Genomic DNA, 23,650 nt, shown 5'->3' on the forward strand with positions numbered 1-23,650 from the left:
TCAGAACTGATACCCGAAATTGGCGATCAGCGCCCGCTCGGTGAATTGCGTTGTGCCGCTGGACTGGCTGTAGCGGGCGGACACACCCAGGTCTGCGCGGGGGCTGAGGCGCGTGGTCCAGCCCGCCGAGAGGCTGCGCACGGACGTGCGTTGAGAGCTGAACTCACCCGTCGAGCGCACCCAACCCAGCGTGGTGTTGATCGATGATTGCTGGGTGAGCCGATGCGACCAGTTGGCATTGAAGCCGCGCTGGTGAACCGAATTCGAGGCGCCGAAATCATCGCCTGTGTCGGTGGCGCGCTGGAGCTGGCGCGACGAGGTTCGTGTTGCCTGGAAGACGACCGTCGAGCGGATGCCCATCAGTGCCAGCGACAGCGATTGGACGCGCTGCAACGTGGGCGATGCCGTCAGGAAGCCCGGGATGGCGGTGCTGTTCGGGTTCAACCCGTAGATCGCGATCACTTCGCGCACGAGCAGATCACGCCGGAGCAGGTCAGGCTCCGCCGAGGCGAACTGCTGGAACAGGAGGTCATAGACGGTGATGCCCCCCGAGCGGCCGTTGGGGCCGCCCGTCGAGACGTCCCGGGAGTCGATGAAGTTCCAGACGGTGCGGGGCGTCCGGAAGGTGAAGCTCACGGCGTGGGACGAGCCGAAGAAGCGCTTTTCGTAGCGGGCGGAAAGCTTGGTCCGTTCGCTCGGCACCCAATCCAGCTGCAGGCCGGCGATCTCGTACGATTTCTTTTCAGGGCTTTGCAGGTCCGTCCATTCGGTGCCGCCGATGCCGGTGAGCACCAACGACGACATCAACGGATAGCTCAGCGTTCCGCGCAACGTATCCGTCTCGGTGGAGGTGCCGGAGTCGTAGTCGACCGTGTCCCGGCTCGCCGACATCGACCAAGCCAGTGTGCGTTGTGTATCCCCTCCCCGAAGCGAGAGCCTGCCGCCTGTGGACTTTGAATTGGCGGCGCTGAAGCTGCTGCTGCGATTCACCCCGTAATTCAGGCGCGCCTCGTATCGGGCCAGCGAACCGAGCTCCCCTTGGATATACGGCGATACGGAGAAGGTTCTCGTCTCCGAGCGGTTGCCGCTGGCCAGCGACGGATCGGTGGCGGTGGGGCCAAAAGCGGAAATCTGCTGCTGCGAGATGGACCCCGCCAAGTCGACGAAGGCCCAGTTGTCGACCAACTCGGCCGTGCCGACGCCGTTCAGCGTGTTCTGCAGGTCGTTTTCCTCGGAATGTCGGGCGTACAGCAAGCTCGACAGCGAGTATTCGAGGCTGCCTCGCACCCGGCTGCCGGTACCGAGCAACCGCACGCTGACCGTCGCCTGCGTGATCGCGTCACTTTCCCCGTCGCTGGATGCCTGGTAGTTGTCTGTCAGCGTCTGCCGCAGGCTCGCCGCGGGCGACAACGTCCAGGTGCGGCCGCTGCCATCGCTTTGCGCCAGGGCCATGGACGGGATCCCGACAAGCGGCGTGACGGCCAGCGCCATCGCCCGGATGGCACGCCATTCGAAGGCGGCCGTTTTCTGCCTGGCCCGCCTGGTCACGACAGCGTTCCGGGCGCGGACGTCGACGGGGCTGCTGCACGGTCGGGACTGGGCCCGTAGCCGTAGCCGTACCCATAGCCATAGCCGTAACCCGACGCATAGCCGTCGGTAGAAATCGTGCGAGCCTGGTTCAGCAGCAGCATGCGGACAGGGCAGTGCTCGATGGTGGAGAGCGCATGCTGCACGTCGGACTGCAGGGTCTTGTCGGCGTGGACGACCACCACGATCTGCCCCATGTTGGTGGCGAGTGCCCGCGCTTCCGTGGTCAGCAACAGCGGCGGTGAGTCGAAGATGATGATGCGATCCGCATAGCGGGTCGCGATGTCGTCCAGCAGCTGGCGCATCGCATCGCTGGCGAGCAACTCGGTGGCCTTGGGGCGGGGCGCGCCGCTGGGCAGGATGGACAGCTTGTCGACGTTGGTACGCAGGAGCACGTCCGCCATGTCGGCTTGCTGCTCCAGCACTTCCAGCAGCCCGGGCCCTTGAGGAATGCCCAGCATGCGGGGCAGAGAGGGCCGCGCGACGTCCGCATCGACCAGCATCACGGTGTGGTCGAGTTCGTTGGCGATGCTCATCGCCAGATTGATGGACGTGAAGCTCTTTCCTTCCCCGGCCAGCGCGCTGGTCATCATGATCAGGTTGGCGTGGGTGATCGTGGAAACGCCCTTGCCGACCGCGTTGCGAATGAGCGGGCGCTTGATCACACGGTACTGGTCCGCCACGTTGGAGCGTGGTGCCGCGGGCGTGACGATGCCTGCGGCCGCGAGCCTGTCGAGGTCGAGTTCGACCTTGCGCGAGGCGGGCCGCGCGAGATTCGTCGCAGCGTCGGAGGCAACTGCCGGGGACGGCACCGGCTCGGCGGGCGGCCCTCCTCGCGAGGGCGACGAGGTCGCTGCCGAGGCCGGCTGGGGAATTTCGATGCCGGCTTCCCTGAGTTGCGCCAACCGCTGCGCGGCTTGCTCTATCAAACTGCCATTCATGGTTATTTGCCTGTCATCACAGACATGGCGACCATGCCCAGAACGAATAGACCGACCAAGCTGGCGCTGGCGGCGGAAAAGCGAAGCATGTCGCTGCGGTCACGCCGGTGGTCGGCGTCCGTTTGAATCAGCGACACCACGCCCAGCAGCGGCAGATCGAACTTCGCACGCAGTTCAGACGCACGGTGGAACACCGGACGAAGCTGGCTCGCGCTGAAGGCGACGAACAGGCCGGCCCCGATCGCCGCCGCCAACGCCAGGGGCAGCAGCAGCATGCGGTTGGGGGATACCGGCTTCGGTGACACCCGCGGCGGCTCGATCAGCCGGAAATCCGCCATGCCCGACGCGACGTCGAGATCCCCGGACATCGCGGCCGCCTCGCGTCGCGCCACCAGATCTTCGTAGTTCTTCTTGTGAATCGCGTAGTCGCGGTTGAGCTGTGCCGCCTCTGCTTCGATCTTGGGGGTGAGCCGGATCTTGGAGTGCGCATCGTTGTACCGCGCTTCGTACTCGGCGACCCGGGCCCGGAGCGCCGCCACCTGCACCTCCGAGGTCGCCAGCACACGGTTCATCTCTTGGGCGGCCAGGCTGGACTGGTTGCCGCCGCCCATCATCGATGGCTGCTGCGCCTGCTGCTTGCGAAGTTTGGCGACCTCCGCGGCCTTCTGTGCTTCCAGCTCCTTGACGAGGCGGCGCGTGCTGACGACCTCGGGGTGCTGGTCGGTGAACCGTTGCAGCAGCGCGTCGAGGTTGCGCTTCTGGCTTTCCAGGCGCCCATCGATCTCGGGCGTCGCGATGTTGAGCGAAGACTCTTCCAGCAAGCTCTGCACCGTGGAATTGACGCCGGCGGAGGTTTCGGCGGCGAGGGCGGCCTTTGCGGCGGATCGCGCGTTCTCCGCTTCTCTCAGTTGCAGCCTTGCGGCCTCGAGCTGGGCCGCCAGCTCCGCCAGCCGCGTTGCAGAGTCTTTCCCGTCGCTGAACTGGAGTTCGATGTTCTTCAGCCGGAAATCTTTCAATCGGGCTTCCGCCTCCTCCAGCTTCGCCTGGTAACTGCGGATCTGCTCATTGATGAAGACCTTGGCGCTGTCCGTGTCCTTGCGGCTGGCACCCATGCTCGATTCCACGAAGATCGACACGAGCGACTGGATGGCACGCTTCGCTTTCTCAGGATCGGAGTCGCGGAAGGACAGCAGGTAGAGGTTGTCGCGGTCGGCGCTCTTGATCTGCAGCGTGTTCATCAGCCGCTCGACGGTCGCCTCCTGCTTGGCCTTGGTGCTCTGGTCAAGGTCGAGATCGGCCATGCGCACCAGCTTCTCGATGTTCGGCCGGCTGATCAAGGTGCGGCTGAGCATGTTCACCTGCTGGTTCACATCGGGTTGAACTGCCAGCCCGGACATCAGCGGTTTCAGGATCGTCTGCGTATCCACGAACACGCGCGCACTGGCTTCATATTGGTCGGGAATCCGCATCACGAATATGGCGCCCGCGATCGCCACCAACCACGCCACGGCCACGCCTTGCCAGCGGTACTTGTACATACCGCGCGCAATGCTGGTGATCTGCTCAATAAGTTCGTACATTGCGCGTTCCTGCCGCCAACACCCGGCTCATGTCAGAAGAAGCTCTGCGGAATGATGAGGATGTCGCCCGGACGCATTTCGACATTGGCTGAGATGTCTCCGTCCTTGATCAGGTCCTTGAGGCGGACGGCGTATTGCTTATTGCCGTCGGAGCCCCGCAGGATCGTGGCCTTGTTGCCGGCCGCAAAATCAGTCAGCCCGCCGACGGCAATCATCACGTCCAGCAGCGTCATCTTCTGCTTGTAAGGCAGGAATTGAGGCCGCGCGGCCTCGCCGACAACGCGGACCTGTTCGCTGTACGGGCCGATGAAATTGGTCACGACGACCGTCACCACCGGATCGCGGATGTACTTCTCGAGTTGCTTCTCAATATCCCGCGCAACCTGGGTCGGGGTCTTTCCCTGCGCCTGGAGTTCATCGACGAGGGGGGCGGAGATCTTCCCATCGGGGCGCACCGGCACCGACATCGACAATTCGGGATTGCGCGAGACGATAATGTTCAGCGCATCACCGGCACCGATGATGTACGAGTAATCCGGCGCAGGGGTGTCGGTCGGTATCGGCGGATATTTGGTGGAAAACCCGGAGCAGCCTGCCAAGATCATCAAAGAAATTGCCACTAATGGTAGTTTTAGCATGATGCGTCCTTCAAGATGAGAAGGGCGCACGATGGATGCGCCCTTGGCATGGCTGTGGTTCGGTGAATCGCGGGTCTGTCTAGCTCAGGCATACAACGTTGCCCACAGGTGTCAGCAAACCTCGGATAGGGTCTCGCGGATGGTAGGCCCAGGGGCCGGGCGAGTCGTCGCACAATTTACTACAAGGCCTTGACGGCACAGGGGCATGCCGACTCCTGTGATCGCCCGTTGTCGTGCGGATACGCACTGTTTGGCCATGGTTGGTGTGCAGCCGGCCTGTTGGAACACCCCCACATGGGTGGCGCTGAACATCGGAAGTCGTCGTGCCACGGGGCACGGGTGGTAACGGCGTCGCCCTGACACGGGCCGGCGACCCGTGCTATTGGATATAGGGATCGCTCAGATCCTCTGCGCGCGCTAGCAGCACCGCGCGGTCGCGGCCGTTCCGTGTGAGCGACGCGGCATGCTCGAAGGCCGCGCGGGCCTGTGCCCGCCGGCCCATCTGCGCCAGCAATTCGCCCTGGGCGCTGTAGAACCACGGATAGGCCGCCATCGCAGGCTGCGAGGCCAGGGCTTCGACCAGCGGCCACGCCGCGGCGGGCCCGCTCGCCATGCCCACCGCCACCGCCCTGTTGAGTGCGACCACCGGCGAGGGTGCGGCTTCCAGCAAGGCGTCGTAGAGCTGCACGATGCGTTGCCAGTCCGTGTCGCCGGAGCGCGTCGCGCGTGCGTGGCATGCGGCGATCGCGGCTTGCAGCGCGTACGGGCCCCATCCCGCGCCGGCGTCGGCCAGGGCCTCGGCACGGGCCAGTGCCGCCAGGCCGCGGCGGATCAGCAACGGGTCCCAGCGGCTGCGATCCTGGTCGCGCAACAGCACGGGGTGGCCGTTCGTATCGATGCGCGCGTGCGCGCGGGACGACTGCAGCTCCATCAGCGCCGACAGTCCGTGCGCCTCCGATTCGTTCGGTACGAGGCCCGCGAGCACCCGTGCCAGGCGGATCGCTTCATCGCACAGGGCGGGCCGCATCCAGTCGTCCCCGGCGGTGGCCGCATAGCCTTCGTTGTAGATGAGGTAGAGGACGTCGAACACCGAATCGAGGCGTTCGGCCCGTGCGTCGGCGGCCGGCACCTCGAAGGGCACACGCGCCGCCGTCAGGGCACGCTTGGCCCGCACGATGCGTTGCGCGACGGTCGGTTCGGACGTCAGGAACGCGCGGGCGATCTCCGCGGTGCTCAAGCCGCCCAGCAGGCGCAGCGTCAGCGCCACGCGCGCCTCGGTCGGCAGCACGGGATGGCAGGCCGTGAAGATCAGTTTCAGAAGATCGTCGCCGATGTCGTCCTGCCGCGCGGCGTCGAGCGCGTCGACGAAATCCGGGGTCACGTGCGCGCCCAGCGCATCGGCATCGGCACCCAGCTCCTCGTGTTTGCGCTGCTGCATGGACAGCTGCCGCAGCCGGTCGAGCGCCCGGTGCTTGGCCGTGGCCATCAGCCACGCCCCGGGGTTGTCGGGCAACCCGTCTCGCGGCCAATGTTCCAGCGCGGCCACCAGCGCGTCCTGCGCCAGTTCCTCGGCCAGGCCGACGTCACGCACCAGCCGCGCCACCCCCGCGATGATGCGCGCGGACTCGATGCGCCAGACCGCCTCGATGGCACGGTGCGTCGCGTGGGCCGTCACGGGCGGGGGCTTTCGGCGCCGGCAGTGGTCGCAGGCCTCATGACGCCTGCTGCGCGGGTTGGGCAGGGGGTTCGCCCGTCATCGCGACCAGTTCCCAGATGTGGCCGTCCAGGTCTTCGAAGCCGTGGCCGTACATGAACCCGTGGTCCTGGGGCGCGCGAGGTGCCGTGCCTCCGGCGGCGACGGCCTTGGCAACCAGGGCATCGACCTCCTCCCGCGTGTCGCAGGAGACGCAGATCAGCACTTCCGACGTCCGGGTGGCGTCGGCGATCGGCTTGCTGGTGAAGCCCTTGAAGAAGTCCTCGACCAGCAGCATCGCGTAGAGGTTCTCCCCCAGCACCAGGCAGGCGCCCTGGTCGTTGGTGAACTGCGGGTTGAAGCTGTAGCCCATCTGCTCGAAGAAGCGGCGGGAGCGCTGCATGTCCTTGATCGGCAGGTTGACGTAGATCTGCTTGTGCATTCGAAAAGCTCCTTGGGGGTCGTCGTGTTGGGGGCCAGCCTCAGCGGGCGGGCCCGAGGCCGGAAACGTCGGCGCGGCGATCGTCGGTGTCATACAGCTCGCGCACCTCGATCTCGGCCGGCATCCCTTCGCCCATCGGCGCGGGGAAGCGGCGCGCCCACTCCATCGCTTCCTCGCGGTCGCGCACCTGAATCAGCGTGTAGCCGGCGATCAGTTCATTCGTCTCGGCGAAGGGGCCGTTGGCCACCTGCTTGGACCCGCTGCCGTAACGGATGCGCCAGCCGTCCCGGCTGGGCTTGAGGCCGGCGGCGTCCAGCAGCACGCCGGCTTGTCCGAGTTGTTCGTGGTACGCGGCCAGCGCCGGCCGCAGCGTCTCGTCGGACCCCGGGGACGACCCGGCTTCGGTGTCGGGCGTGGCCCGCACGATGATGATGTATCGCATCGCATCGCTCCTGTCGTGTGGTGCGCCAGCGGCGCCCCTGATTCACGACGATCCGATCGCGCGGAAATCGACAATGGCCGCGCTGCGTACGCCGGGAAGGGTCAGGAGCCTGGCGCGCTGGTGGGGACCGCGGCGGCCTCGGCCTCCCAGCACGGGCCGAGTTTCCGGACCTCGACCGTGCACCACTCGGCCGCCGGGCAGTCGGCCGCGATCGCCAGCGCCTCCTCGCGCGTGGCGACATTGAGCAGGAAGAAGCCCCCCACCATCTCCTTCGTCTCGGCGAAGGGTCCGTCGATCACCGTGCGGCGGCCGCCGCGGACCTGCAGGCGCGCGGCGTGCGGCCCCGGCTCCGCGAGCGATTCGGCGGCCACCAGCAGCCCGCGCGACGTCAGGCCGGCTGCGAACGACTGCATGCGCTCGTAGACCGCCCGCCCCGCCAGTTCGCCCCGCTCACGGCGCTGGCCCGGGGGCTCGATGATCAGCAGCATGTACGACATGGCGGCAGGCTCCTTCCGATGAGACAGGGGTCAGGGGGACTGGCCATTCTGCCGGCCGCGGAACTTAGTCTGGCTCAATCAGTCACATTGAATCAATAAATCCACGCGATGCCGTTCGACGGCCACAATCCACTCCGCGTTACCACCAACCCACCACCTAGGAAGCACACATGTCGCTCATCAACACCCAAGTCCAACCGTTCAAGACCCAGGCCTTCCACAACGGCAAGTTCATCGAGGTCACCGAGCAGACGCTGAAGGGCAAGTGGTCCGTGCTGATCTTCATGCCGGCGGCCTTCACCTTCAACTGCCCGACCGAGATCGAGGACGCCGCCGAGAACTACGCCGAGTTCCAGAAGCTGGGCACCGAGGTCTACATCGTCACGACCGACACGCATTTCTCGCACAAGGTGTGGCACGAAACCTCGCCGGCCGTCGGCAAGGCCAAGTTCCCGCTGGTCGGCGACCCGACGCACCAGCTGACCAACGCCTTCGGCGTGCACATCCCCGAAGAAGGCCTGGCGCTGCGCGGCACCTTCGTGATCAACCCGGACGGTGTCATCAAGACCGCGGAAATCCACTCCAACGAGATCGCCCGCGATGTCAAGGAAACCGTGCGCAAGCTGAAGGCCGCCCAGTACACCGCCGCCCATCCCGGCCAGGTCTGCCCGGCCAAGTGGAACGAAGGCGCCGCGACGCTGACCCCGTCGCTGGAACTGGTCGGCAAGATCTGATCCACGACACGTGACGAAGCGCAAGGCCGGCACGCCGCCGGCCACGCAAGCTTCCAGGGCGGGCCGGCAGCACCGGCTTGCCCCGGCCCGCACCGGGCCCTGTTGAAAACGTCCCGCGGCTTGCGGCCTGGGGGCGTCTTCAACGGGGTCGGACCGACCTCGCCCGAAAACGCGCAAAACCCACCTCAAGGAGCTGCCATGCTGGACGCCAACCTCCAGGCCCAACTCAAGGCCTACCTCGAACGCCTGCAGCACCCGATCGAGCTGATCGCCTCGCTCGACGACCGCGACGAATCGCGCCAGGTCAACGAGCTGCTGACCGAGATCGTCGGCCTGTCCGACAAGATCAGCCTGCGCACCGACGGCACCGACGCGCGCCGCCCCTCGTTCCAGATCACCAAGGCCGGCGCCGACATGGGCGTGCGCTTCGCCGCGCTGCCGATGGGCCACGAGTTCACCTCGCTGGTGCTGGCGCTGCTGCAGGCCGGTGGCCACCCGCCCAAGGTCGACGCCGACGTCATCGAGCAGATCAAGGCGCTGCAGCCCGAAGGCGAACTGGTCTTCGAGACCTGGATGAGCCTGACCTGCCACAACTGCCCGGACGTCGTGCAGGCCCTGAACCTGATGGCGGTGCTCAACCCGAAGATCAAGCACGTCGCGATCGACGGCAGCTTCTTCCAGAAGGAAGTGGAAGAGCGCCAGATCATGGCCGTGCCGACCATCCTGCTGAACGGCCAGCCCTTCGGCCAGGGCCGCATGGAGCTGGAAGAGATCCTCGTGAAGGTGGACACCGGCGCCGCGGCGCGCGGTGCGGCCAAGCTCGACGGCAAGGAGCCCTTCGACGTGCTGATCGTCGGCGGCGGCCCGGCCGGCGCGGCGGCCGCGATCTACGCAGCGCGCAAGGGCATCCGCACCGGCGTGGCGGCCGAGCGCTTCGGCGGCCAGGTGCTGGACACGATGGCGATCGAGAACTTCATCTCGGTGAAGGAAACCGACGGCCCGCGCTTCGCGGTCGCGCTGGAAGAGCACGTCAAGTCATACGACGTGGACATCATGAACACGCAGCGCGCCGAAAGCCTGAAGGCCGAAGGCGGGCTGATCGAGGTCAAGCTCGCCAGCGGCGCCACGCTGAAGGGCAAGACGGTGATCCTGGCCACCGGCGCGCGCTGGCGCGACATGAACGTGCCGGGCGAGGCCGAGTACCGCACCAAGGGCGTCACCTACTGCCCGCACTGCGACGGCCCCCTGTTCAAGGGCAAAAAGGTGGCGGTCATCGGCGGCGGCAACTCCGGCGTCGAGGCGGCGATCGACCTGGCGGGCGTGGTCGACCACGTCACGCTGCTCGAGTTCGACGGCCAGCTCCGCGCCGACGCGGTGCTGCAGCGCAAGCTGCACAGCCTGCCCAACGTCAAAGTGCTGGTGAACGCGCAGACGACCGAGGTGAAGGGCGACGGCAGCAAGGTCACCGGCCTGACCTACAAGGACCGCAAGACCGACGAAGTGCACGAGCTCGATCTGGCCGGCGTGTTCGTGCAGATCGGCCTGGTGCCCAACACGCAGTGGCTGAAGGGCAGCGGCGTAGAGCTGTCGCCGCGCGGCGAGATCGTCGTCAACGCGCACGGCCAGACCTCGGTGCCCGGCGTGTTCGGTGCCGGCGACGTGACGACCGTGCCGTACAAGCAGATCGTCATCGCGCTCGGCCAGGGCTCGACCGCGGCGCTGGCGGCGTTCGACCACCTGATCCGGACGTCGGCGCCGGCCGAAGCCTGATCGAGGCGCAGCGCAGGCCGCTGCCATCACGTCCCCGAGACCCCGTGGCGATGCCCCGGGGCCTTTTCCTTTGGCAACAGGGCGTTATCTCAAATGCGAACAATTCGCATTTAACATGCAGCCTCGCTGACCACGAGGTGCACGATGAACCGTCCTATCCAGAACGAGCCGGCCACGCTGGCGCGTGAGCACACCGCGCTCGTCATGGCGTACGGCCAGGTGCAGCGCCGCTGCAGCCGCCTGATGGCCGAGCAGGCCGCGTTGATCGAGCGGCAGTCGCGCGAGCTGATGCGCCTGCGCGCCGCGGTGATCCTGCGCGACACGGCGCTGGGCTGGGCGCACGAGGACCGCGCCGAGCTCGAAGCCGCGGTGCCCGGCCTGCCCACGCGCCGGGCGTTGGCGCAGCGGGTCGACGCGCTCGTCGCGCGGGTGCACGCGCTGTTGCGCGAGCGTGACCGCTGGGGCGCCGGCACCGTGCCGTCGCTCGTCGGCAAACCCCGCGGCGGGCGGGGCTTCGGCCCCGCGGCGTAGGCTCGGGGTTCCGTCCGAGGACGCTGCTCCGCCGCCCCATGCCCGCTACCGCCGCCTCCCCCTTCGCCGCCCGGCTCGGCATCCAGTTTCCCGTCATCCAGGCCCCGATGGCCGGCTCGCAAGGCAGCCGGCTCGCGCTGGCCGTGTCCGCCGCCGGCGGCCTCGGCTCGCTGCCCGCGGCGATGCTGACGGCCGACGCGCTGCGCGCCGAACTCGCTGCGCTCCAGGCCGGCGGCCGGCCCTACAACGTCAACTTCTTCTGCCACCGCCCACCGGAGCCCGATGCGGCCCGCGACGCTGCATGGCGCGGCAGGCTCGCAGCGCTTTACGACGCCGAGTTCGGCCTCGACCTCGCGAACGCGCCGGCCGGCGCAGGCCGGGCGCCCTTCACCGCGGAGATCGCCGCGCTGGTCGCCGATGTCCGCCCGCCCGTCATCAGCTTCCACTTTGGCCTGCCCACCCGCGAACTGCTGGACGAGGTGAAGCGCTGGGGCTCGTTCGTGCTGTCGTCCGCCACCACGGTCGACGAGGCGCGCTGGCTGGAGGCGCACGGCGCCGACGCCGTGATCGCCCAGGGCTGGGAAGCCGGCGGGCACCGCGGGCACTTCCTCGACGACGACCTGACGCGCCAGCCGGGCCTCTTCGCGCTGCTGCCGCAGGTGGTCGACGCGGTGAAGTTGCCGGTGGTCGCCGCCGGCGGCATCGCGGATGCGCGCGGCGTACGGGCAGCCTTCGCGCTCGGCGCGAGCGCCGTGCAGGTCGGCACCGCCTACCTGCGCTGCCCTGAAGCGGGCACCTCGGCCCTGCACCGCGCCGCGCTGGGCAGCCCGGACGCGGCGCACACGGCCCTCACCAACGTTTTCAGCGGCCGGCCGGCACGCGGCATCGTCAACCGCGCGATGCGGGAGCTCGGCCCGCTCGCCGACGACGCGCCGCGGTTCCCGAACGCGACCGCGCCCATCGCGCCGCTGCGGGCGGCGGCGGAGAAGGCCGGGACGGGGGCGTTCTCGCCGCTGTGGGCGGGGCAGCACGTGGCGGCGGAGGCGCTCGACGCGGCCGCGCTGACGGCCGCGCTGGCGCGCGGCGTGCCGCCGGACGCGCCGTGAGCACACGACGACAACGCCACCGCCTCACTCCACCGGCGGCGCCACCCGGTACGTCGCCGGCGTGCGGCTGAGCTTGATCGGCGACGCCACGCCCTGGTAGTCGCCGATCTCCACCACCATCTCCCGGTGCGCGGTGTGCGGATGCTTCAGTGCCGCATCGACCGACAGCACCGGCGCGCAGGGCACACCGCGGTCCATCAGCGCCTGGGCCAGCGCCTCGCCGTCGAGCGCGGCGAAGCGTGCGACGAGTTCCTCGCGCAGCGCCTGGCGGTTCACCGAGCGCTGGCCCGGCGTCGCGTAGCGCGCGTCCTGCGCCAGGCCGGGCACGCCGAGGTGCTCGCAGAGGCCGGCGAACTGGCGGTCGTTGCCGACGGCGAGGAACACCGGCGCGGTGGCCGTCGGGAAGGCGTCGTAGGGGTAGATGTTCGGGTGCGCGTTGCCCGACAGCCCCGGCCGCCGGCCATCGAGGAACCAGTTGGCCGCGTGCGGGTGCAGCAGCGACAGGCCGCAGTCGAACAGGCTCGCCTCGACGAACTGGCCGAGCCCGCTCACCGCACGCTCCTGCAGCGCGAGCAGCACGCCCAGCGCGGCGTTCAGGCCCGTCACCATGTCGACCACCGGCAGCCCGACGCGCAGCGGCTCGCCGTTCGCCTCGCCGTTGACGCTCATGATCCCGGTCATCGCCTGCACCGCGGCGTCGTAGCCGGCCAGGCCGCCGAGCGGGCCGTCGGCGCCGAAGCCGCTGACGCGCACGTGCACCAGCCGCGGGAAGCGCGCGTGCAGCACGTCCCAGCCGATGCCCCACTTCTCCATCGTGCCGGTCTTGAAGTTCTCGATCAGCACGTCGGCGCCTGCCAGCAGCGTCATCAGCACCTCGCGGCCTTCGGGCTGCGCCAGGTCCAGCCGCGTGCCGCGCTTGTTGCGGTTCAGGCCGAGGTAGTACGACGCCACGCCGTGGCGGAACGGCGGGCCCCAGGCGCGGGTGTCGTCGCCCTGCGGGGGCTCGACCTTCAGCACGTCGGCGCCGTGGTCGCCGAGGATCTGCCCGCAGTACGGTCCGCCCAGCACGCGCGACAGGTCGATCACGCGGAGGCCGGCCAGTGCGCCGGGGCCGCGGGAGGGCAGGGCGCGGTCGTCGGGAGAAGGGGCGGCGTCTTGCGGGATGCTCATGGCGGGCCTCGGCGGTGGGGAGAAGGCGGATCAGTCGGCGCGGGCGCCCGAGGCCTTGATGACCTCGCGCCACTTCGCGGTTTCCTTGCGCATGAACACGGCCAGCTGCGCCGGCGTGGTGGCCGGCGGCGGCTCCAGGCCCTGCTTGGCCAGGCCCTCCTTCACCTCGGGCTGCTGCAGCACCGCGACGAAGGCGTTGTTGAGCTGCGTGACCACCGCCTGCGGCGTGCCGGCCGGGGCGACGATGCCGAAGAACACGCTGACATCGAAATCGGCCACGCCCTGCTCCATCAGCGTGGGCACCTCGGGCAGCGCCTGCGAGCGCGTGCCGGCCGTCACGCCCAGCACGTGCAGCTTGCCGGCCTTGATGTGGGGCAGCGCCGTCAGCACGTCGGTGAACGACATCGCCACCTGGCCGCCCAGCAGGTCGTTCAGCGCCGGGCCCGTGCCCTTGTAGGGGATGTGCTGGATGTCGGTGCCGGTGCGCATGTTGAAGAGCACGCCCGCCAGGTGCGACGAGGCGCCGTTGCCCGAGGACGCGAAGCTCAGCTTGCCGGGGTTCTTCTTCGCGTAGGCGATCAGTTCCTGCACGTTCTTCGCCGGCATCGACGGGTGCACCACCAGCACGTTGGGCAGGTGGCCCACCTGGATCACCGGTGCGAAGCTCTTCACCGGGTCGTAGCCGATCTTGCCGAACAGGCTGACGTTGATGGCCAGCGGCCCCGAGGTGCCGAACAGCAACGTGTGGCCGTCGGCCTCGGCGCGCGCCACCGCCTCGGCACCGATGTTGCCGCCGGCGCCGGCCTTGTTGTCCACCAGCATCGGCTGCCCGAGCTGCGGCTTGATGGCGTTGGCCAGGATGCGCGCCATCGCGTCGGTGGGGCCGCCGGGCGCGAAGGGCACGACGAGCGTGAGCGGCTTGCTGGGAAAGCCCTGCGCGAGCGCGGGCAGCGGGCCGGCGGCGGCCAGCGAGGCGGTGGCGGACAGCAGCCAGTGGCGGCGGTTCAGCATGGTCTTGTCTCCGTGACGAAGGTCGGGTCGGGGGATCGGCACCGGGATGTCGGGCTCTTCGGCCCGTTCGGCGCCGCAGGTTCAGGGAATCAGGAACACGGCCTCGGCGGCCGCCTGGGCGGGCGCATCGAACGCCGCGGCCAGGGGATCGGCCGCTTCGAGCCGGTGCTGAAGCACCAGCCCGGCCAGGTGCAGGCGATCGGGCGTGCCGATGCGGGCCGCCTCCCATGCCATCGCGGCGGCGGTGGCCAGGTGGTACAGGCCCGAGGCCGCACGGCGCGCGAGCACGTCGCCGCCGTCCGCGGCCGCGGCTTCGGCCAGCACGCGCACCCGCGGCAGCTGCGCGTCGAAGCGGGCGCGCAGCGCGGCGTCCATCGCCGACGCGCCGAGCAGGCCGTCGACGTGGGCCATCAGCGCGTCCAGCGAGCTTTCGCGCTTGATCGCGCGGACGACGTCGAGCGCGACGATGTTGCTCGTGCCTTCCCAGATCGAGCCCAGGTGCGCATCCCGCACCAGCCGCGGATCGGCCCATTCCTCGATGTAGCCGCAGCCGCCGCGCACCTCCATCGCGTCGCCCGTCACCTTGCGCGCATCGCGGCAGGCGCGGAATTTGATCAGCGGCGTGAGGATGCGCGCCAGCGCGTAGGCGCCGGGCTCGCCGGCATCGGCGCGGCGCAGCGCGGCGGCGGTCTGGAACACCATCGTGCGCGCCTGTTCGGCGGGCAGCACCAGCTTCATCAGCTGCCGGCGCATCAGCGGCATCTCGACCAGCTTGCGCCCGAAAGCCTCGCGGTGGCGCGCGATGTGCAGCGCCTCGCTCACGGCGCGGCGCATCAGACCCGCGGCGCGCACGCCGTTCGACAGCCGCGAGTTGTTGACCATGTCGGCCATCTGCACGAAGCCGCGGCCAAGCTCGCCGACGAGGTACGCGCGTGCGCCTTCGAGGCGGATCTCGCCGCTGGCCATCGAGCGGGTGCCGAGCTTGTCCTTCAGCCGCACGATGCGGTAGCGGTTGTGGCTGCCGTCCTCCAGGTCGCGCGGCAGCAGGAAGAGCGACACGCCCTTCATGCCGGCCGGCGCGCCGTCGACGTGCGCCAGCACCATCGCCAGCGCCGCGTCGGGGTTGGAGCAGAACCACTTGTCGCCCTCCAGCAGCCAGGCGCCGGGGTGGTCGGGGTCGGGCCGCGCACGGGTGGCGGTGGCCGAGATGTCGGAGCCCGCGCCCTGCTCCGTCATGAACATCGCGCCCTGCGACAGCGTGTCGAGGTCGAGGCTGGTCAGCGACGGCAGGTACTTCTCCACCAACTCGGGCGCGCCGAACTTCTTCAGCGTGCGCGTCAGCGAATCGGTCATCGAGACCGGGCAGCACAGGCCGAACTCGGCCTGCACGAAGAGGTAGGTCAGCACGTACTTGACGGTGGCCGGCATCTGCCCGGGCCAGCCCAGCACGTCGCTGCGGTGCGAGATGGCGGCCAGCGCGTACTCGCCGAAGGCCAGGCGCTCCATCTCGACGTAGGCCGGGTGCTTGAGGATGCGCGGGTCGTCCTGCCCGCTGCGGCTGCGCAGCTGCAGTTCGGGCGGATGCTTGTCGGCGGTGCCGGCCAGGTCGTCGAGCCGGCCGCCCGCCAGCGCGCCCAGCTGCTCGAAGCGCGGCGTCAGGTGCGTCACCAACTCGGGCGGCAGGTACACCGGCAGCAGCGCCGCGAGCTGCGGGTCGGTGGTGAAGAGGTTGGCGCCATGCTGGTCCGGCACCGGGTGGGCGGTGGGCGCGTCGAGGTCGATGGACGGGCGGGCCGACATGGGCTTGTCTCCTGGGGGTTCACTTGCTGGTTCATCCCATTCTTGGCAGTGCGACGATAGTTGTCCAATATCGATTAACTCTTCATCGATACAAATCTGAAATCATGGAGTTCCGTCACCTGCGCTACTTCCTCGCATTGGCCGAAGAGCTTCACTTCGGCCGCGCGGCGCGTCGGCTGGCCATTTCGCAACCGCCGCTGAGCCTGAACATCCAGCAGCTCGAAGCCTCGATCGGCGCCAAGCTCTTCGTGCGCAACAGCAAGGAGGTGCGGCTGACGGCGGCCGGCAAGGCCTTCGAGCCGGCGGCCCGTGCGCTGCTCGACCAGGCGCGCGAGGCCGCGCTGCGTGCCCGCGACGTGGACCGCGGCTTCGCTGGCCAGCTGCGCGTGGGCTTCGTCGGCGCGATGCTCTACCGCGGCCTGCCGCAGAGGCTGCGCCGCTTCCAGGCCGAGCACCCGGGCATGCGTCTGATCCTGCGCGAGCTCAACTCGGCCGACCAGCTGCTGGAGCTGGCGCACGGCCAGCTCGACGTGGGCTTCGTGCACACCGCGCGTGTGCCGGCGGAGATGTCGCGCCTGCTGTTCACCGCCGAACCCTTCGTGTGCTGTCTGTCCGAAGACCACGCGCTGGCCGGGGAGGCGGCCATCACGGCCCGGCAGTTGCGCGACGAGCCCTTCGTGATGTTCTCGCGCGGTGTCTCGCCCGACTACTACGAGCGCGTGCTGTCGATTTGCACCGACGCCGGCTTCCACCCCGAGATCCGCCACGAGGTGCGGCACTGGCTGAGCGTGGTGTCGCTGGTGTCGCAGGGCCTGGGCGTCGCGCTGGTGCCCGACGCGCTGCGCCGCTCGGGCATCGCCGGTGCGCGCTTCGTGCCGCTGGCCGATTCGCCCACGCAGTCACAGTCGTGGTGCGTATGGAACACCGCCGACCCGAGCGCGGCGATGCAGGCCTTCCTCGATGAGGTGCGCACGGCGGCCGCGGTGGAGGCAGCCGCTGCCGACCCGGCCGGCTGAGGAAATGCGGGGGCGGGCTGGGCTAAGGCGCCGCGTCGTCCGCGAGGTGCTGCGGCCCGAAGCTGGCGGGCAGTAGCTGGCCCAGCGTGTAGCGCGCACGCAGCGTCCCCGGGTCGCCCGAGAGCACCGGTGCGTCGGCCGCGCCGAACTCGCGCAGCTTCTGGCGGCAGCCGCCGCAGGGCGTGACCGGCTCCGGGCTGTCGGCGATGACGGCGGCGGCCTGCACGTGCCGCCCGCCCGCCATCACGAGGTGCGCCAGCGCCACCGCCTCGGCGCACAGGCCTTCGGGGTAGGCCGCGTTCTCGATGTTGGCGCCGGCATGCACGCGGCCCTGCTCGTCCAGCAGCGCGGCGCCGACGGCGAAGCGCGAGTACGGCGCATGCGCCCGGCCGCGCGCCTCGCGGGCCGCTGCCAGCAGGCGCGCTTCGGTGTCAGGCGGCAGGTTCATGTCAGTTGCCGCCCGGCCGCCCGAAGGCACTGACGCGCCCCTCGGGGGCCGCGAACGAAGTGAGCTGGGGGTCGTTTCATCAGCACCTCATCCCCACGATGCGCTGCCGGGCTGCAGCACCACGTCCGAGCGCGGCTGCGCCACGCAGGGCAGCACGCAGCCGTCGCGCCGCTCGTCGGCGCTCAGCCCCGGCCAGTCGATCACGTAGTGCACCTCGCCTTCGATCAGCCGCGACAGGCAGGCGCGGCAGGTGCCGTTGCGGCAGGCGCTGCGCAGCGGCAGGCCGGCCTGCAGCGCGGCCGCGAGCAGCGTTTGCGTGGACAGGGCGGCATAACGCGGGCCGGCCGGTGCCAGCTGCACCGTGTGGCAGCGCGGCAGCGGCGCGGGATCGTCTGCAGGCGGCATGGGTCGGACGGCAAAGGAGGGCGGCCAGTGTAGGACCGGCACTTCGCAACAAGTTGTTCCAGCAGCTCAGGTCGGCCATTGCGGCGTCGATATGAGGCGGATGTCGATGGGTGAGACCGCTCCCGCACCGCTGGAAAACGCCGTGCCGCCTGCGCTGATGCCGGGCCGCACGCCTGATCCTGCGCGTTCGCTGCCGCGCACGCCCATCGCCTCGCCCTTCCGCCGGTTCGGCGCCCAGCCGATCTACCGCGTGATCGAGATCACCCGCGATCCCGGCGGCCGCCTGCACCTGCAGGGCCACATCTGGCATACGGACCTCGACCGCCTGCGCCGCTTCGGCCGGGCGCTGGCGGCCAACTCGGCATCGCACCGCGTGGTGATCGCCGACAGCCGCGGCGAACTGGTGGAGGAGCTGGCCCTGGCCGGCCCCGACCAGCGGCAGCCGCTGTGGAACGACTGGCAGCAGATCCCGCTGCCCCCGCCGCCGCCGCGGTCGCCGTACGCGACCCGCGTCGCCGCGCCCCTGGGCCGGCCGCCCGTGGCCGAGCCGCCCCCGCCGCGATCCCCGCTGGCGGCGCCCCCGCCGGCGCCCGCCGCTGCACCGGGTGTGCAGGCCGCACCGGCAGCAGCGCCGGCGGCCGCCGTGCCGCCGCGCGACCTGCCCCGCCTGTCCTCCGACATTCCCGGCGCACAGCCCCCCCCGGGGCCGGGCACGGACGGCTGACCGGCGCCCGCCGCGGCGCAGCGGCACCGCGAGCGGGTACAAAGCGCGGTGCGCGCGCCATCCCGGCGGCGCCCAGGAGCGACCGCATGACGAAGGTGTACGCATGACCCGCCCCGGCGCGCCCGAGGCCGCGCTCGACCCGCTGCTGACGGGCCACTGCAAGGGCTACCCGACCACCGCGGCGCCGCGGCGTGCCAGCGAGCTGGCCGAGGCCGGCTGGAACGTCCTGGCCGGCGACCTGCCCCTGCCGCTGGCGGTGATCAAGCGCACGGCGCTCGAGCACAACCTGGCCTGGATGCAGCGGCAGGTTCGGCAGTGGGGCATCGACCTCGCGCCCCACGGCAAGACGACGATGTCGCCGCAGCTGTTCCGCCGACAGCTCGATGCCGGCGCCTGGGGCCTCACCTTCGCCACCGTCACGCAGCTCGCGGTCGGCGTGGCGGCCGGGGTGCGCCGTGCGGTGCTCGCCAACCAGGTGTTCGACGACGGCGACCTGGCGGGCCTCCAGTCGCTGCTGCAGGCGCACGAGGGCCTGCGCGTGGTGTTTCTCGTCGATTCGCTGGCGCAGCTGGCGCTGATCGAGGCCTGGGCCGCCGCGCGTCCCGGCAGCCGGCGGTTCGAGGTGATGCTTGAGATCGGCGTCGACGGCGGACGCACCGGCTGCCGCACGCACGCGCAGGCGCTGGCGCTGGCCGCCGCGCTGCATGCCAGCCCGGCGGTCAGCCTCGTGGGCATCGAGTGCTACGAAGGCCTGGGCGCCCAGGGGCGCAGCGAGGCAGACGCGCCTTATGCACACGCCCTGATGGACCGCGTCGATGCCATCGCGGGCCACTGCGACCAGGCCGGGCTCTTCGAGGCGCCGGAGGTGCTGGTGTCGGCGGGCGGCTCCGCGATCTTCGACCTCGTGGCGGGCCGCCTGAAGCCGGCGCTGGCGCGCCCGGTGCGCGGCCTCCTGCGCTCGGGCTGCTACGTCACCCACGACCACGGCTTCTACAAGCGCATGGTGGACGCGGTGAACCGGCGCTGCGGCTGCGCCGACGGACTGCGCCCGGCGCTGGAGGTGTGGGCCGCCGTGCAGTCGCGGCCCGAGCCCGGGCTGGCGATCCTGGCCGCCGGCCGGCGCGATGTCTCGTTCGACATCGAGATGCCCATTCCCTGGGGCCGGGCCGCGCGGGGGGCGCGCAGGCCGCAGGCGGCGCCCGCCAGCTGGCGCGTCACGGCGCTCAACGACCAGCATGCCTACCTGCGCTGGGATGCAGCCGACGAGGCGGCGGCGCCAGCGGTCGGCGAGCGGGTGGGGCTGGGCATCTCGCATCCCTGCACCACGTTCGACAAGTGGCACTGGATGCCGATCGTCGAGGACGACTACCGCGTGACGGGCGCCGTCACGATGCACTTCTAGCCGCGCCGCCGCCGGGCGGCGGGCGTCAGCGTTGCAGGAAGCCGCGGAGGTTGGCGATCAGCCGGGCCCCCAGCCCTGCGGGCACCGGCGGGGCGGGCGGACGCACCGGGCGGGCGCGGGCGGCGGCCCCGCCCGCGGCGAGCACGGGGGCGGGGGCGTCCGCCGGCGCCGAAGGCGCGGCCACCGGCGTCTGCGCTGCGCCGGCCGCAGCGGCCGCGAGGGTCGCGTGGTCGCGGGTGACGTAGCCGACCGCGGTCCACTCGCGCAGCATCAGGCACCAGGGGCGCGCCTCATCGGCGGCAAGGGCAGGCACTGCCATGGACACCGGGCCGGTGGACGCCTGGCCCGGCAGCGTGCCCAACGGGGCCGACGCCAGGCAGCGGCCTTCGAACGGCCCGCCGCGGTACGGCGCGGCCAGCAGCCAGAGTTCCAGCGCCAGGGTGCCGCTCAGGTTGTCCGGTGGCCGGGGGTTGTGGACCCGTTCGGCCAGCAGCGTCAGGCCTCCGTCGGGGCCGCGCGTGAGGGTGACGCCGTGCAGCCGGGGCTGGACGAAGCGCTCGGGCTGCCCGAAGGCCGCCCGGTCGTGCACCACGGCCCGGCCGTCGGGGCGGGCCGCGGCCAGCCGCAGCTCCATCGTGTACGGGCCGGTGCCGGCCGGCGGCAGCGCCGTCACGTAGCCTTCCACGCACAAGGGCTCGCCATGGGTGTGCAGGGGCACCGCCACCGGCAGCGCCGCGACGAGCGTGCCGGCCTCCGCGCCGCTGCCGCCGGCCGGCGTCGCCCACAGCTGCAGGCTCCAGCTGCCGGCGTCGGCCGCCGTGGGGGCCCAGTCGATCTCGGCGTTGAGGCAGGCGGTGTCGCCATCCACCCGGTACCCGAAGGCCCCGACGATCCGGGCCGATGGGATCGAAGCCGCAGCGGCCTGCGCGGCCGGGTGGGGGGCTTCGGATCCGGCGGAGGGCGTCATGCCGGCAGGTCCGCTCAGCGCGGCCGGCGGGTGCGCGCGAAGCCCGCCGCGCCGAGCGCGAGCGCCGCCAGCGCCAGGCTGCCCGGCTCCGGAATGGTGCCGCCGGGCGTTTCGGCCAGCTCGAAGCGCAGGTTGTCTATGTAGAACATCGGATCGAGTTCGGAGGTGATGTACAGCGTCGCCTCGCTGAAGCCGGCGAGATCCTCGAGGCCCACGAAGGAGGCGCTCGTGCCGGTGCCGTAGAGCAGCTCGCCGCCGGCCGCCTCGATGAAGAACTCGGTGCCGTTGGAGAATTGGTCCATGCCCAGGCGGACGATCGGGTTCGCGAAGCTCAGCGTGATCCATGCCGAGGAGGCCGGCGGCAGGGCATGGTTGTGGTTGCTCGCCCCCTGGCTGCCGAACGCGGCCTGCGCGGCAGCGCTGTTGTCCGTGTACATCAGGCCGCCCGTCACCGTGACGCCCTGCGCGGCGTAGAGGTTCCCGACCAGCAGCTGGTCGCTCAGCGCATTGAAGTCGATCACCGTGGAGGGGCCGAACGCCCCGAGCCCGACGGCCACCGGCGCCGCCATCGCAGGAGAAGCTGCTGCCGCGATCGCGGCCAGCGCCAGGGTCGACGTGAGATTTTTTATCACTGGCATCACCTTGGTGCGGGGGTTGCAAAGGGTGCCCATACTACGCAAGAAAAGGGCCGCACCGCATGACGGGCCGTCAACTTCCGGCCGGCAGCCGCAGCTCGACGGCCAGCCCCGGCGCCGCGTGGTGGAAGCTCAGCGTGCCGCCGTGCGCCTCGGCGACCAGCCGGCACAGGTACAGGCCGAGCCCGACGCCGCCGCTGCGCCGCAGGCGCGCGCCGTCGGTGCGGTAGAACGGCTCGGCCAGGCGGGCCAGCTGGTCGTCGCCGACGCCCGGGCCGCGGTCGCGCACCGTCAGGCAGACCGCGTCGAGGCCGTCGCGTCGCAGCGACAGCGTGACCGGCGCGCCGCCCGCGTGCCGTTGGGCATTGCCCAGCAGGTTGCGCAGCAGCAGGCGCAGCCGCGTGCGGTCGAGCGGCATCGGCGGCAGGCCGTCTTCGAGCGCCAGCGCGACGGTGCCCGGCGGCGCGTCGGCCGCGGCGTCGCGCACCAGCGCGGCCAGGTCGGTGGGCTCGGTCTGCAGCGCCGCATGGCCGGCCGCCAGGCGCTCGCTGTCGAGCAGGTCGGCGATCAGGTCGCGCATCTCGCCCAGGTCGCGCAGCAGGCCGTCGCGGGCGGGGCCGTCCTCGACCAGCTCGGCGTGCACGCGGGCGCGGGTCAGCGGGCTGCGCAGTTCGTGGCTGATGGCCAGCAGCAGCCCGCGCTTGGCTTCGAGCATGCGCTGCAGGTCGGCCGCCATCGTGTCGACCTGCCGCGCGAGCAGGCCCAGCTCGTCGCGCCGCTGCATCGCGATGGGCGTGGAGAAATCGCCCTGGCCGTAGCGCTGCACGCCGGCGCGGATGCCTTCGATCGGGCGCAGCAGCCGGCTGACGCCGCGCCAGGCGATCGCCACCAGCAGCAGCAGCACGCCGAGCGTGGCCCAGCCGAAGCCCCGTGCCCGCAGCTCGTGCGGCGGCTGCGCCAGGCGGAAGGTCACGCGGTGGCCGTCGGCGAGCACCCGGGTCTGCCAAGCGCCGCCGTCGTCGGCTTCCGCGCCGCGGCCGCGCCAGCGGCGCGCTTCGGCCGGGGGGCGGCCTGGGTCGGAATCCCACTGCACCGTGGGCCCGTCGATCCGGATGTGCAGCGGCAGCCGTGCCGCCATCGCGGCGGCCTTGTCGATGGAGGGGGGCGTGCCGAGGTCGGCCACCGCGAGGTCCAGGTAGTGCTTGGCGAGCGGGCGCGCGTAATCGCGCCAGCCGCCGCGCATCACCTGCTGCATGCCCACGACGAAGACCACCACGGTGGCCAGTGCCAGCAGCACGAAGAGCCCGACCAGCCGCCAGCGCAGCGAGTACGACAGCCGCGCCCGTGCACCCTGCCAGCGGCTGCGCCAGCGCGGTGCGCGTGTGCCGCCGGGGGGAACGCTCACGGCCGCCCGCCGGCGAAGGCGTAGCCGACGCCGCGCAGCGTCTTGATGCAGTCCAGCGGCTCCAGCTTCTTGCGCAGCCGGCTCACGAGGATGTCGACGGCGCGGGTGAAGAGGTCTTCGGCGGCCTGGCCGCGCAACCGCTCGAGGATCTCGTCGCGATGGAAGACCTTCTGCGGCTCGCGCGCCAGCAGCACCAGCAGCTCGAATTCCGTGCCGGTGAGCTCCACCGGCAGCTCGCCGCGCAGCACCTGGCGGCGGTCGAGGTCGATCACCAGGCCGTCGAAGCGCAGCACACGGCCATCGGCAGCCGGCACGGGCGCCGCGGCCGTGCCGCGGTCGCCGCTGCGGCGCCACACCGTCTGCAGCCGCGCGAGCAGTTCGCGCGGCTCGAAGGGCTTGGGCAGGTAGTCGTCGGCGCCGAGCTCGAGGCCGATCACCCGGTCCATCACGTCGCCGCGCGCCGTCAGCATCACGATGGGCACGTCGCTTTCATGGCGGATCGTGCGGCACAGCGCGAAGCCGTCCATCTCCGGCAGCATCACGTCGAGGATGGCGGCGTCGAAGCGCCCGGCGCGCAGCAGCGCGAGCCCGGCGCTGGGCGTGGTGGCCGCCTGCAGCTCGCAGTCGAAACGGCGGAAGAAGGCCGCCAGCGGAGCGGCCAGTTGCTCGTCGTCGTCGATCAGCAGCAGGCGGCGCATGGGGCGGG

24 protein-coding genes are annotated in these 23,650 nt (G+C 70.7%); 7 read left to right on the forward strand and 17 right to left on the reverse strand.

Features of this window, described 5'->3' with window-relative positions; genetic code table 11:
- The 8 genes from V4F39_RS23390 to V4F39_RS23425 form a co-directional block, all read right to left on the reverse strand.
- Positions 1–1,548 (reverse strand): TIGR03016 family PEP-CTERM system-associated outer membrane protein, encoded by a 1,548-nt coding sequence (locus V4F39_RS23390; protein ID WP_332292477.1) that lies wholly within the window; start codon positions 1,546–1,548, stop codon positions 1–3.
- A complete protein-coding gene (locus V4F39_RS23395) occupies positions 1,545–2,528 on the reverse strand; it encodes an XrtA-associated tyrosine autokinase (RefSeq protein ID WP_332292478.1) in 984 nt (327 codons plus the stop codon). The genes V4F39_RS23390 and V4F39_RS23395 overlap by 4 nt, the downstream gene beginning before the upstream one ends.
- A gap of 2 nt (positions 2,529–2,530) precedes the next feature.
- The gene (locus V4F39_RS23400; protein WP_332292479.1) at positions 2,531–4,108 is read right to left on the reverse strand and encodes an XrtA system polysaccharide chain length determinant; all 1,578 of its coding nucleotides are present in this window, start codon (positions 4,106–4,108) and stop codon (positions 2,531–2,533) included.
- A gap of 32 nt (positions 4,109–4,140) precedes the next feature.
- Entirely contained in the window at positions 4,141–4,746 is a 606-nt protein-coding gene (locus tag V4F39_RS23405; RefSeq protein ID WP_332292480.1) for an XrtA/PEP-CTERM system exopolysaccharide export protein, read from the reverse strand.
- Between the two features lie 379 nt (positions 4,747–5,125).
- Positions 5,126–6,421 carry an RNA polymerase sigma factor gene (locus V4F39_RS23410; RefSeq protein ID WP_332292481.1) on the reverse strand — a complete coding sequence of 432 codons (1,296 nt, stop codon included), beginning with the start codon at positions 6,419–6,421 and terminating at the stop codon, positions 5,126–5,128.
- A gap of 37 nt (positions 6,422–6,458) precedes the next feature.
- Positions 6,459–6,881, reverse strand: coding sequence for a VOC family protein (locus tag V4F39_RS23415; protein WP_332292482.1), 423 nt, complete (start codon positions 6,879–6,881; stop codon positions 6,459–6,461).
- A gap of 40 nt (positions 6,882–6,921) precedes the next feature.
- Complete coding sequence (locus V4F39_RS23420) at positions 6,922–7,323, reverse strand: YciI family protein (protein ID WP_332292483.1); 402 nt, start codon at positions 7,321–7,323, stop codon at positions 6,922–6,924.
- Positions 7,324–7,424: 101 nt separating this feature from the next.
- Positions 7,425–7,820, reverse strand: a complete 396-nt coding sequence (locus tag V4F39_RS23425; protein WP_332292484.1) for a YciI family protein — start codon at positions 7,818–7,820, stop codon at positions 7,425–7,427.
- Positions 7,821–7,990: 170 nt separating this feature from the next.
- Between V4F39_RS23425 and ahpC the strand changes: the two genes are divergently transcribed.
- The 4 genes from ahpC (at position 7,991) to V4F39_RS23445 (ending at position 11,961) form a co-directional block, all read left to right on the forward strand.
- Positions 7,991–8,554, forward strand: a complete 564-nt coding sequence (ahpC, locus tag V4F39_RS23430) for an alkyl hydroperoxide reductase subunit C (protein WP_332292485.1) — start codon at positions 7,991–7,993, stop codon at positions 8,552–8,554.
- 198 nt (positions 8,555–8,752) lie between these two features.
- Positions 8,753–10,324: an alkyl hydroperoxide reductase subunit F gene (ahpF, locus tag V4F39_RS23435; RefSeq protein WP_332292486.1), complete on the forward strand. Its 1,572-nt coding sequence runs from the start codon at positions 8,753–8,755 to the stop codon at positions 10,322–10,324.
- 144 nt (positions 10,325–10,468) lie between these two features.
- Positions 10,469–10,855, forward strand: a complete 387-nt coding sequence (locus V4F39_RS23440) for a hypothetical protein (protein WP_332292487.1) — start codon at positions 10,469–10,471, stop codon at positions 10,853–10,855.
- Positions 10,856–10,893: 38 nt separating this feature from the next.
- Positions 10,894–11,961 (forward strand): NAD(P)H-dependent flavin oxidoreductase, encoded by a 1,068-nt coding sequence (locus tag V4F39_RS23445; RefSeq protein WP_332292488.1) that lies wholly within the window; start codon positions 10,894–10,896, stop codon positions 11,959–11,961.
- A gap of 24 nt (positions 11,962–11,985) precedes the next feature.
- Here the strand turns inward: V4F39_RS23445 and V4F39_RS23450 are convergent, their stop codons facing one another.
- From V4F39_RS23450 to V4F39_RS23460, 3 genes are all read right to left on the reverse strand, one after another.
- Positions 11,986–13,131, reverse strand: a complete 1,146-nt coding sequence (locus V4F39_RS23450) for a CaiB/BaiF CoA transferase family protein (protein ID WP_332292489.1) — start codon at positions 13,129–13,131, stop codon at positions 11,986–11,988.
- A 30-nt stretch (positions 13,132–13,161) separates the two neighbouring features.
- On the reverse strand, positions 13,162–14,142 hold the full coding sequence (locus tag V4F39_RS23455; RefSeq protein ID WP_332292491.1) for a Bug family tripartite tricarboxylate transporter substrate binding protein: 981 nt from the start codon (positions 14,140–14,142) through the stop codon (positions 13,162–13,164).
- A gap of 81 nt (positions 14,143–14,223) precedes the next feature.
- Complete coding sequence (locus V4F39_RS23460) at positions 14,224–15,942, reverse strand: acyl-CoA dehydrogenase family protein (RefSeq protein ID WP_332292493.1); 1,719 nt, start codon at positions 15,940–15,942, stop codon at positions 14,224–14,226.
- A gap of 104 nt (positions 15,943–16,046) precedes the next feature.
- On the opposite strand from V4F39_RS23460, the gene V4F39_RS23465 reads away from it, so the two are divergent.
- Positions 16,047–16,958: a LysR family transcriptional regulator gene (locus V4F39_RS23465; RefSeq protein ID WP_332292494.1), complete on the forward strand. Its 912-nt coding sequence runs from the start codon at positions 16,047–16,049 to the stop codon at positions 16,956–16,958.
- Between the two features lie 22 nt (positions 16,959–16,980).
- Here V4F39_RS23465 and cdd read toward each other — a convergent pair whose 3' ends face one another.
- The gene (gene cdd / locus V4F39_RS23470; protein ID WP_332292496.1) at positions 16,981–17,406 is read right to left on the reverse strand and encodes a cytidine deaminase; all 426 of its coding nucleotides are present in this window, start codon (positions 17,404–17,406) and stop codon (positions 16,981–16,983) included.
- A gap of 87 nt (positions 17,407–17,493) precedes the next feature.
- Complete coding sequence (locus tag V4F39_RS23475) at positions 17,494–17,811, reverse strand: 2Fe-2S iron-sulfur cluster-binding protein (protein WP_332292498.1); 318 nt, start codon at positions 17,809–17,811, stop codon at positions 17,494–17,496.
- 106 nt (positions 17,812–17,917) lie between these two features.
- Between V4F39_RS23475 and V4F39_RS23480 the strand changes: the two genes are divergently transcribed.
- Together V4F39_RS23480 and V4F39_RS23485 are read left to right on the forward strand one after the other, a co-directional pair.
- The gene (locus V4F39_RS23480) at positions 17,918–18,535 is read left to right on the forward strand and encodes a hypothetical protein (protein ID WP_332292499.1); all 618 of its coding nucleotides are present in this window, start codon (positions 17,918–17,920) and stop codon (positions 18,533–18,535) included.
- Between the two features lie 103 nt (positions 18,536–18,638).
- Positions 18,639–19,937: an alanine racemase gene (locus V4F39_RS23485; protein WP_332292500.1), complete on the forward strand. Its 1,299-nt coding sequence runs from the start codon at positions 18,639–18,641 to the stop codon at positions 19,935–19,937.
- Positions 19,938–19,962: 25 nt separating this feature from the next.
- Here the strand turns inward: V4F39_RS23485 and V4F39_RS23490 are convergent, their stop codons facing one another.
- From V4F39_RS23490 to V4F39_RS23505, 4 genes are all read right to left on the reverse strand, one after another.
- Positions 19,963–20,904, reverse strand: a complete 942-nt coding sequence (locus V4F39_RS23490) for a hypothetical protein (protein ID WP_332292501.1) — start codon at positions 20,902–20,904, stop codon at positions 19,963–19,965.
- A gap of 14 nt (positions 20,905–20,918) precedes the next feature.
- Positions 20,919–21,542, reverse strand: a complete 624-nt coding sequence (locus V4F39_RS23495; protein WP_332292502.1) for a PEP-CTERM sorting domain-containing protein — start codon at positions 21,540–21,542, stop codon at positions 20,919–20,921.
- A gap of 70 nt (positions 21,543–21,612) precedes the next feature.
- A complete protein-coding gene (locus V4F39_RS23500; RefSeq protein WP_332292503.1) occupies positions 21,613–22,944 on the reverse strand; it encodes a sensor histidine kinase in 1,332 nt (443 codons plus the stop codon).
- Positions 22,941–23,642, reverse strand: coding sequence for a response regulator transcription factor (locus V4F39_RS23505; RefSeq protein WP_332292504.1), 702 nt, complete (start codon positions 23,640–23,642; stop codon positions 22,941–22,943). Before V4F39_RS23505 ends, V4F39_RS23500 begins: the two co-directional genes overlap by 4 nt.
- Between the last annotated feature and the right edge of the window lie 8 nt (positions 23,643–23,650).

The sequence above is a fragment of the Aquincola agrisoli genome (assembly GCF_036621135.1).
Taxonomy (GTDB): Bacteria; Pseudomonadota; Gammaproteobacteria; order Burkholderiales; family Burkholderiaceae_C; genus Aquincola; species Aquincola agrisoli.

Excerpts from the sequence above, each read along its gene's own strand:
- V4F39_RS23395 (WP_332292478.1), bottom strand. The coding sequence starts at position 2,528 with ATGAATGGCAGTTTGATAGAGCAAGCCGCGCAGCGGTTGGCGCAACTC.
- V4F39_RS23400 (WP_332292479.1), bottom strand. The coding sequence starts at position 4,108 with ATGTACGAACTTATTGAGCAGATCACCAGCATTGCGCGCGGTATGTAC.
- V4F39_RS23405 (WP_332292480.1), bottom strand. The coding sequence starts at position 4,746 with ATGCTAAAACTACCATTAGTGGCAATTTCTTTGATGATCTTGGCAGGC.
- V4F39_RS23415 (WP_332292482.1), bottom strand. The coding sequence starts at position 6,881 with ATGCACAAGCAGATCTACGTCAACCTGCCGATCAAGGACATGCAGCGC.
- V4F39_RS23420 (WP_332292483.1), bottom strand. The coding sequence starts at position 7,323 with ATGCGATACATCATCATCGTGCGGGCCACGCCCGACACCGAAGCCGGG.
- V4F39_RS23425 (WP_332292484.1), bottom strand. The coding sequence starts at position 7,820 with ATGTCGTACATGCTGCTGATCATCGAGCCCCCGGGCCAGCGCCGTGAG.
- ahpC (WP_332292485.1), top strand. The coding sequence starts at position 7,991 with ATGTCGCTCATCAACACCCAAGTCCAACCGTTCAAGACCCAGGCCTTC.
- ahpF (WP_332292486.1), top strand. The coding sequence starts at position 8,753 with ATGCTGGACGCCAACCTCCAGGCCCAACTCAAGGCCTACCTCGAACGC.
- V4F39_RS23440 (WP_332292487.1), top strand. The coding sequence starts at position 10,469 with ATGAACCGTCCTATCCAGAACGAGCCGGCCACGCTGGCGCGTGAGCAC.
- V4F39_RS23445 (WP_332292488.1), top strand. The coding sequence starts at position 10,894 with ATGCCCGCTACCGCCGCCTCCCCCTTCGCCGCCCGGCTCGGCATCCAG.
- V4F39_RS23450 (WP_332292489.1), bottom strand. The coding sequence starts at position 13,131 with ATGAGCATCCCGCAAGACGCCGCCCCTTCTCCCGACGACCGCGCCCTG.
- V4F39_RS23455 (WP_332292491.1), bottom strand. The coding sequence starts at position 14,142 with ATGCTGAACCGCCGCCACTGGCTGCTGTCCGCCACCGCCTCGCTGGCC.
- V4F39_RS23460 (WP_332292493.1), bottom strand. The coding sequence starts at position 15,942 with ATGTCGGCCCGCCCGTCCATCGACCTCGACGCGCCCACCGCCCACCCG.
- V4F39_RS23465 (WP_332292494.1), top strand. The coding sequence starts at position 16,047 with ATGGAGTTCCGTCACCTGCGCTACTTCCTCGCATTGGCCGAAGAGCTT.
- cdd (WP_332292496.1), bottom strand. The coding sequence starts at position 17,406 with ATGAACCTGCCGCCTGACACCGAAGCGCGCCTGCTGGCAGCGGCCCGC.
- V4F39_RS23475 (WP_332292498.1), bottom strand. The coding sequence starts at position 17,811 with ATGCCGCCTGCAGACGATCCCGCGCCGCTGCCGCGCTGCCACACGGTG.
- V4F39_RS23480 (WP_332292499.1), top strand. The coding sequence starts at position 17,918 with ATGGGTGAGACCGCTCCCGCACCGCTGGAAAACGCCGTGCCGCCTGCG.
- V4F39_RS23485 (WP_332292500.1), top strand. The coding sequence starts at position 18,639 with ATGACCCGCCCCGGCGCGCCCGAGGCCGCGCTCGACCCGCTGCTGACG.
- V4F39_RS23490 (WP_332292501.1), bottom strand. The coding sequence starts at position 20,904 with ATGACGCCCTCCGCCGGATCCGAAGCCCCCCACCCGGCCGCGCAGGCC.
- V4F39_RS23495 (WP_332292502.1), bottom strand. The coding sequence starts at position 21,542 with ATGCCAGTGATAAAAAATCTCACGTCGACCCTGGCGCTGGCCGCGATC.
- V4F39_RS23505 (WP_332292504.1), bottom strand. The coding sequence starts at position 23,642 with ATGCGCCGCCTGCTGCTGATCGACGACGACGAGCAACTGGCCGCTCCG.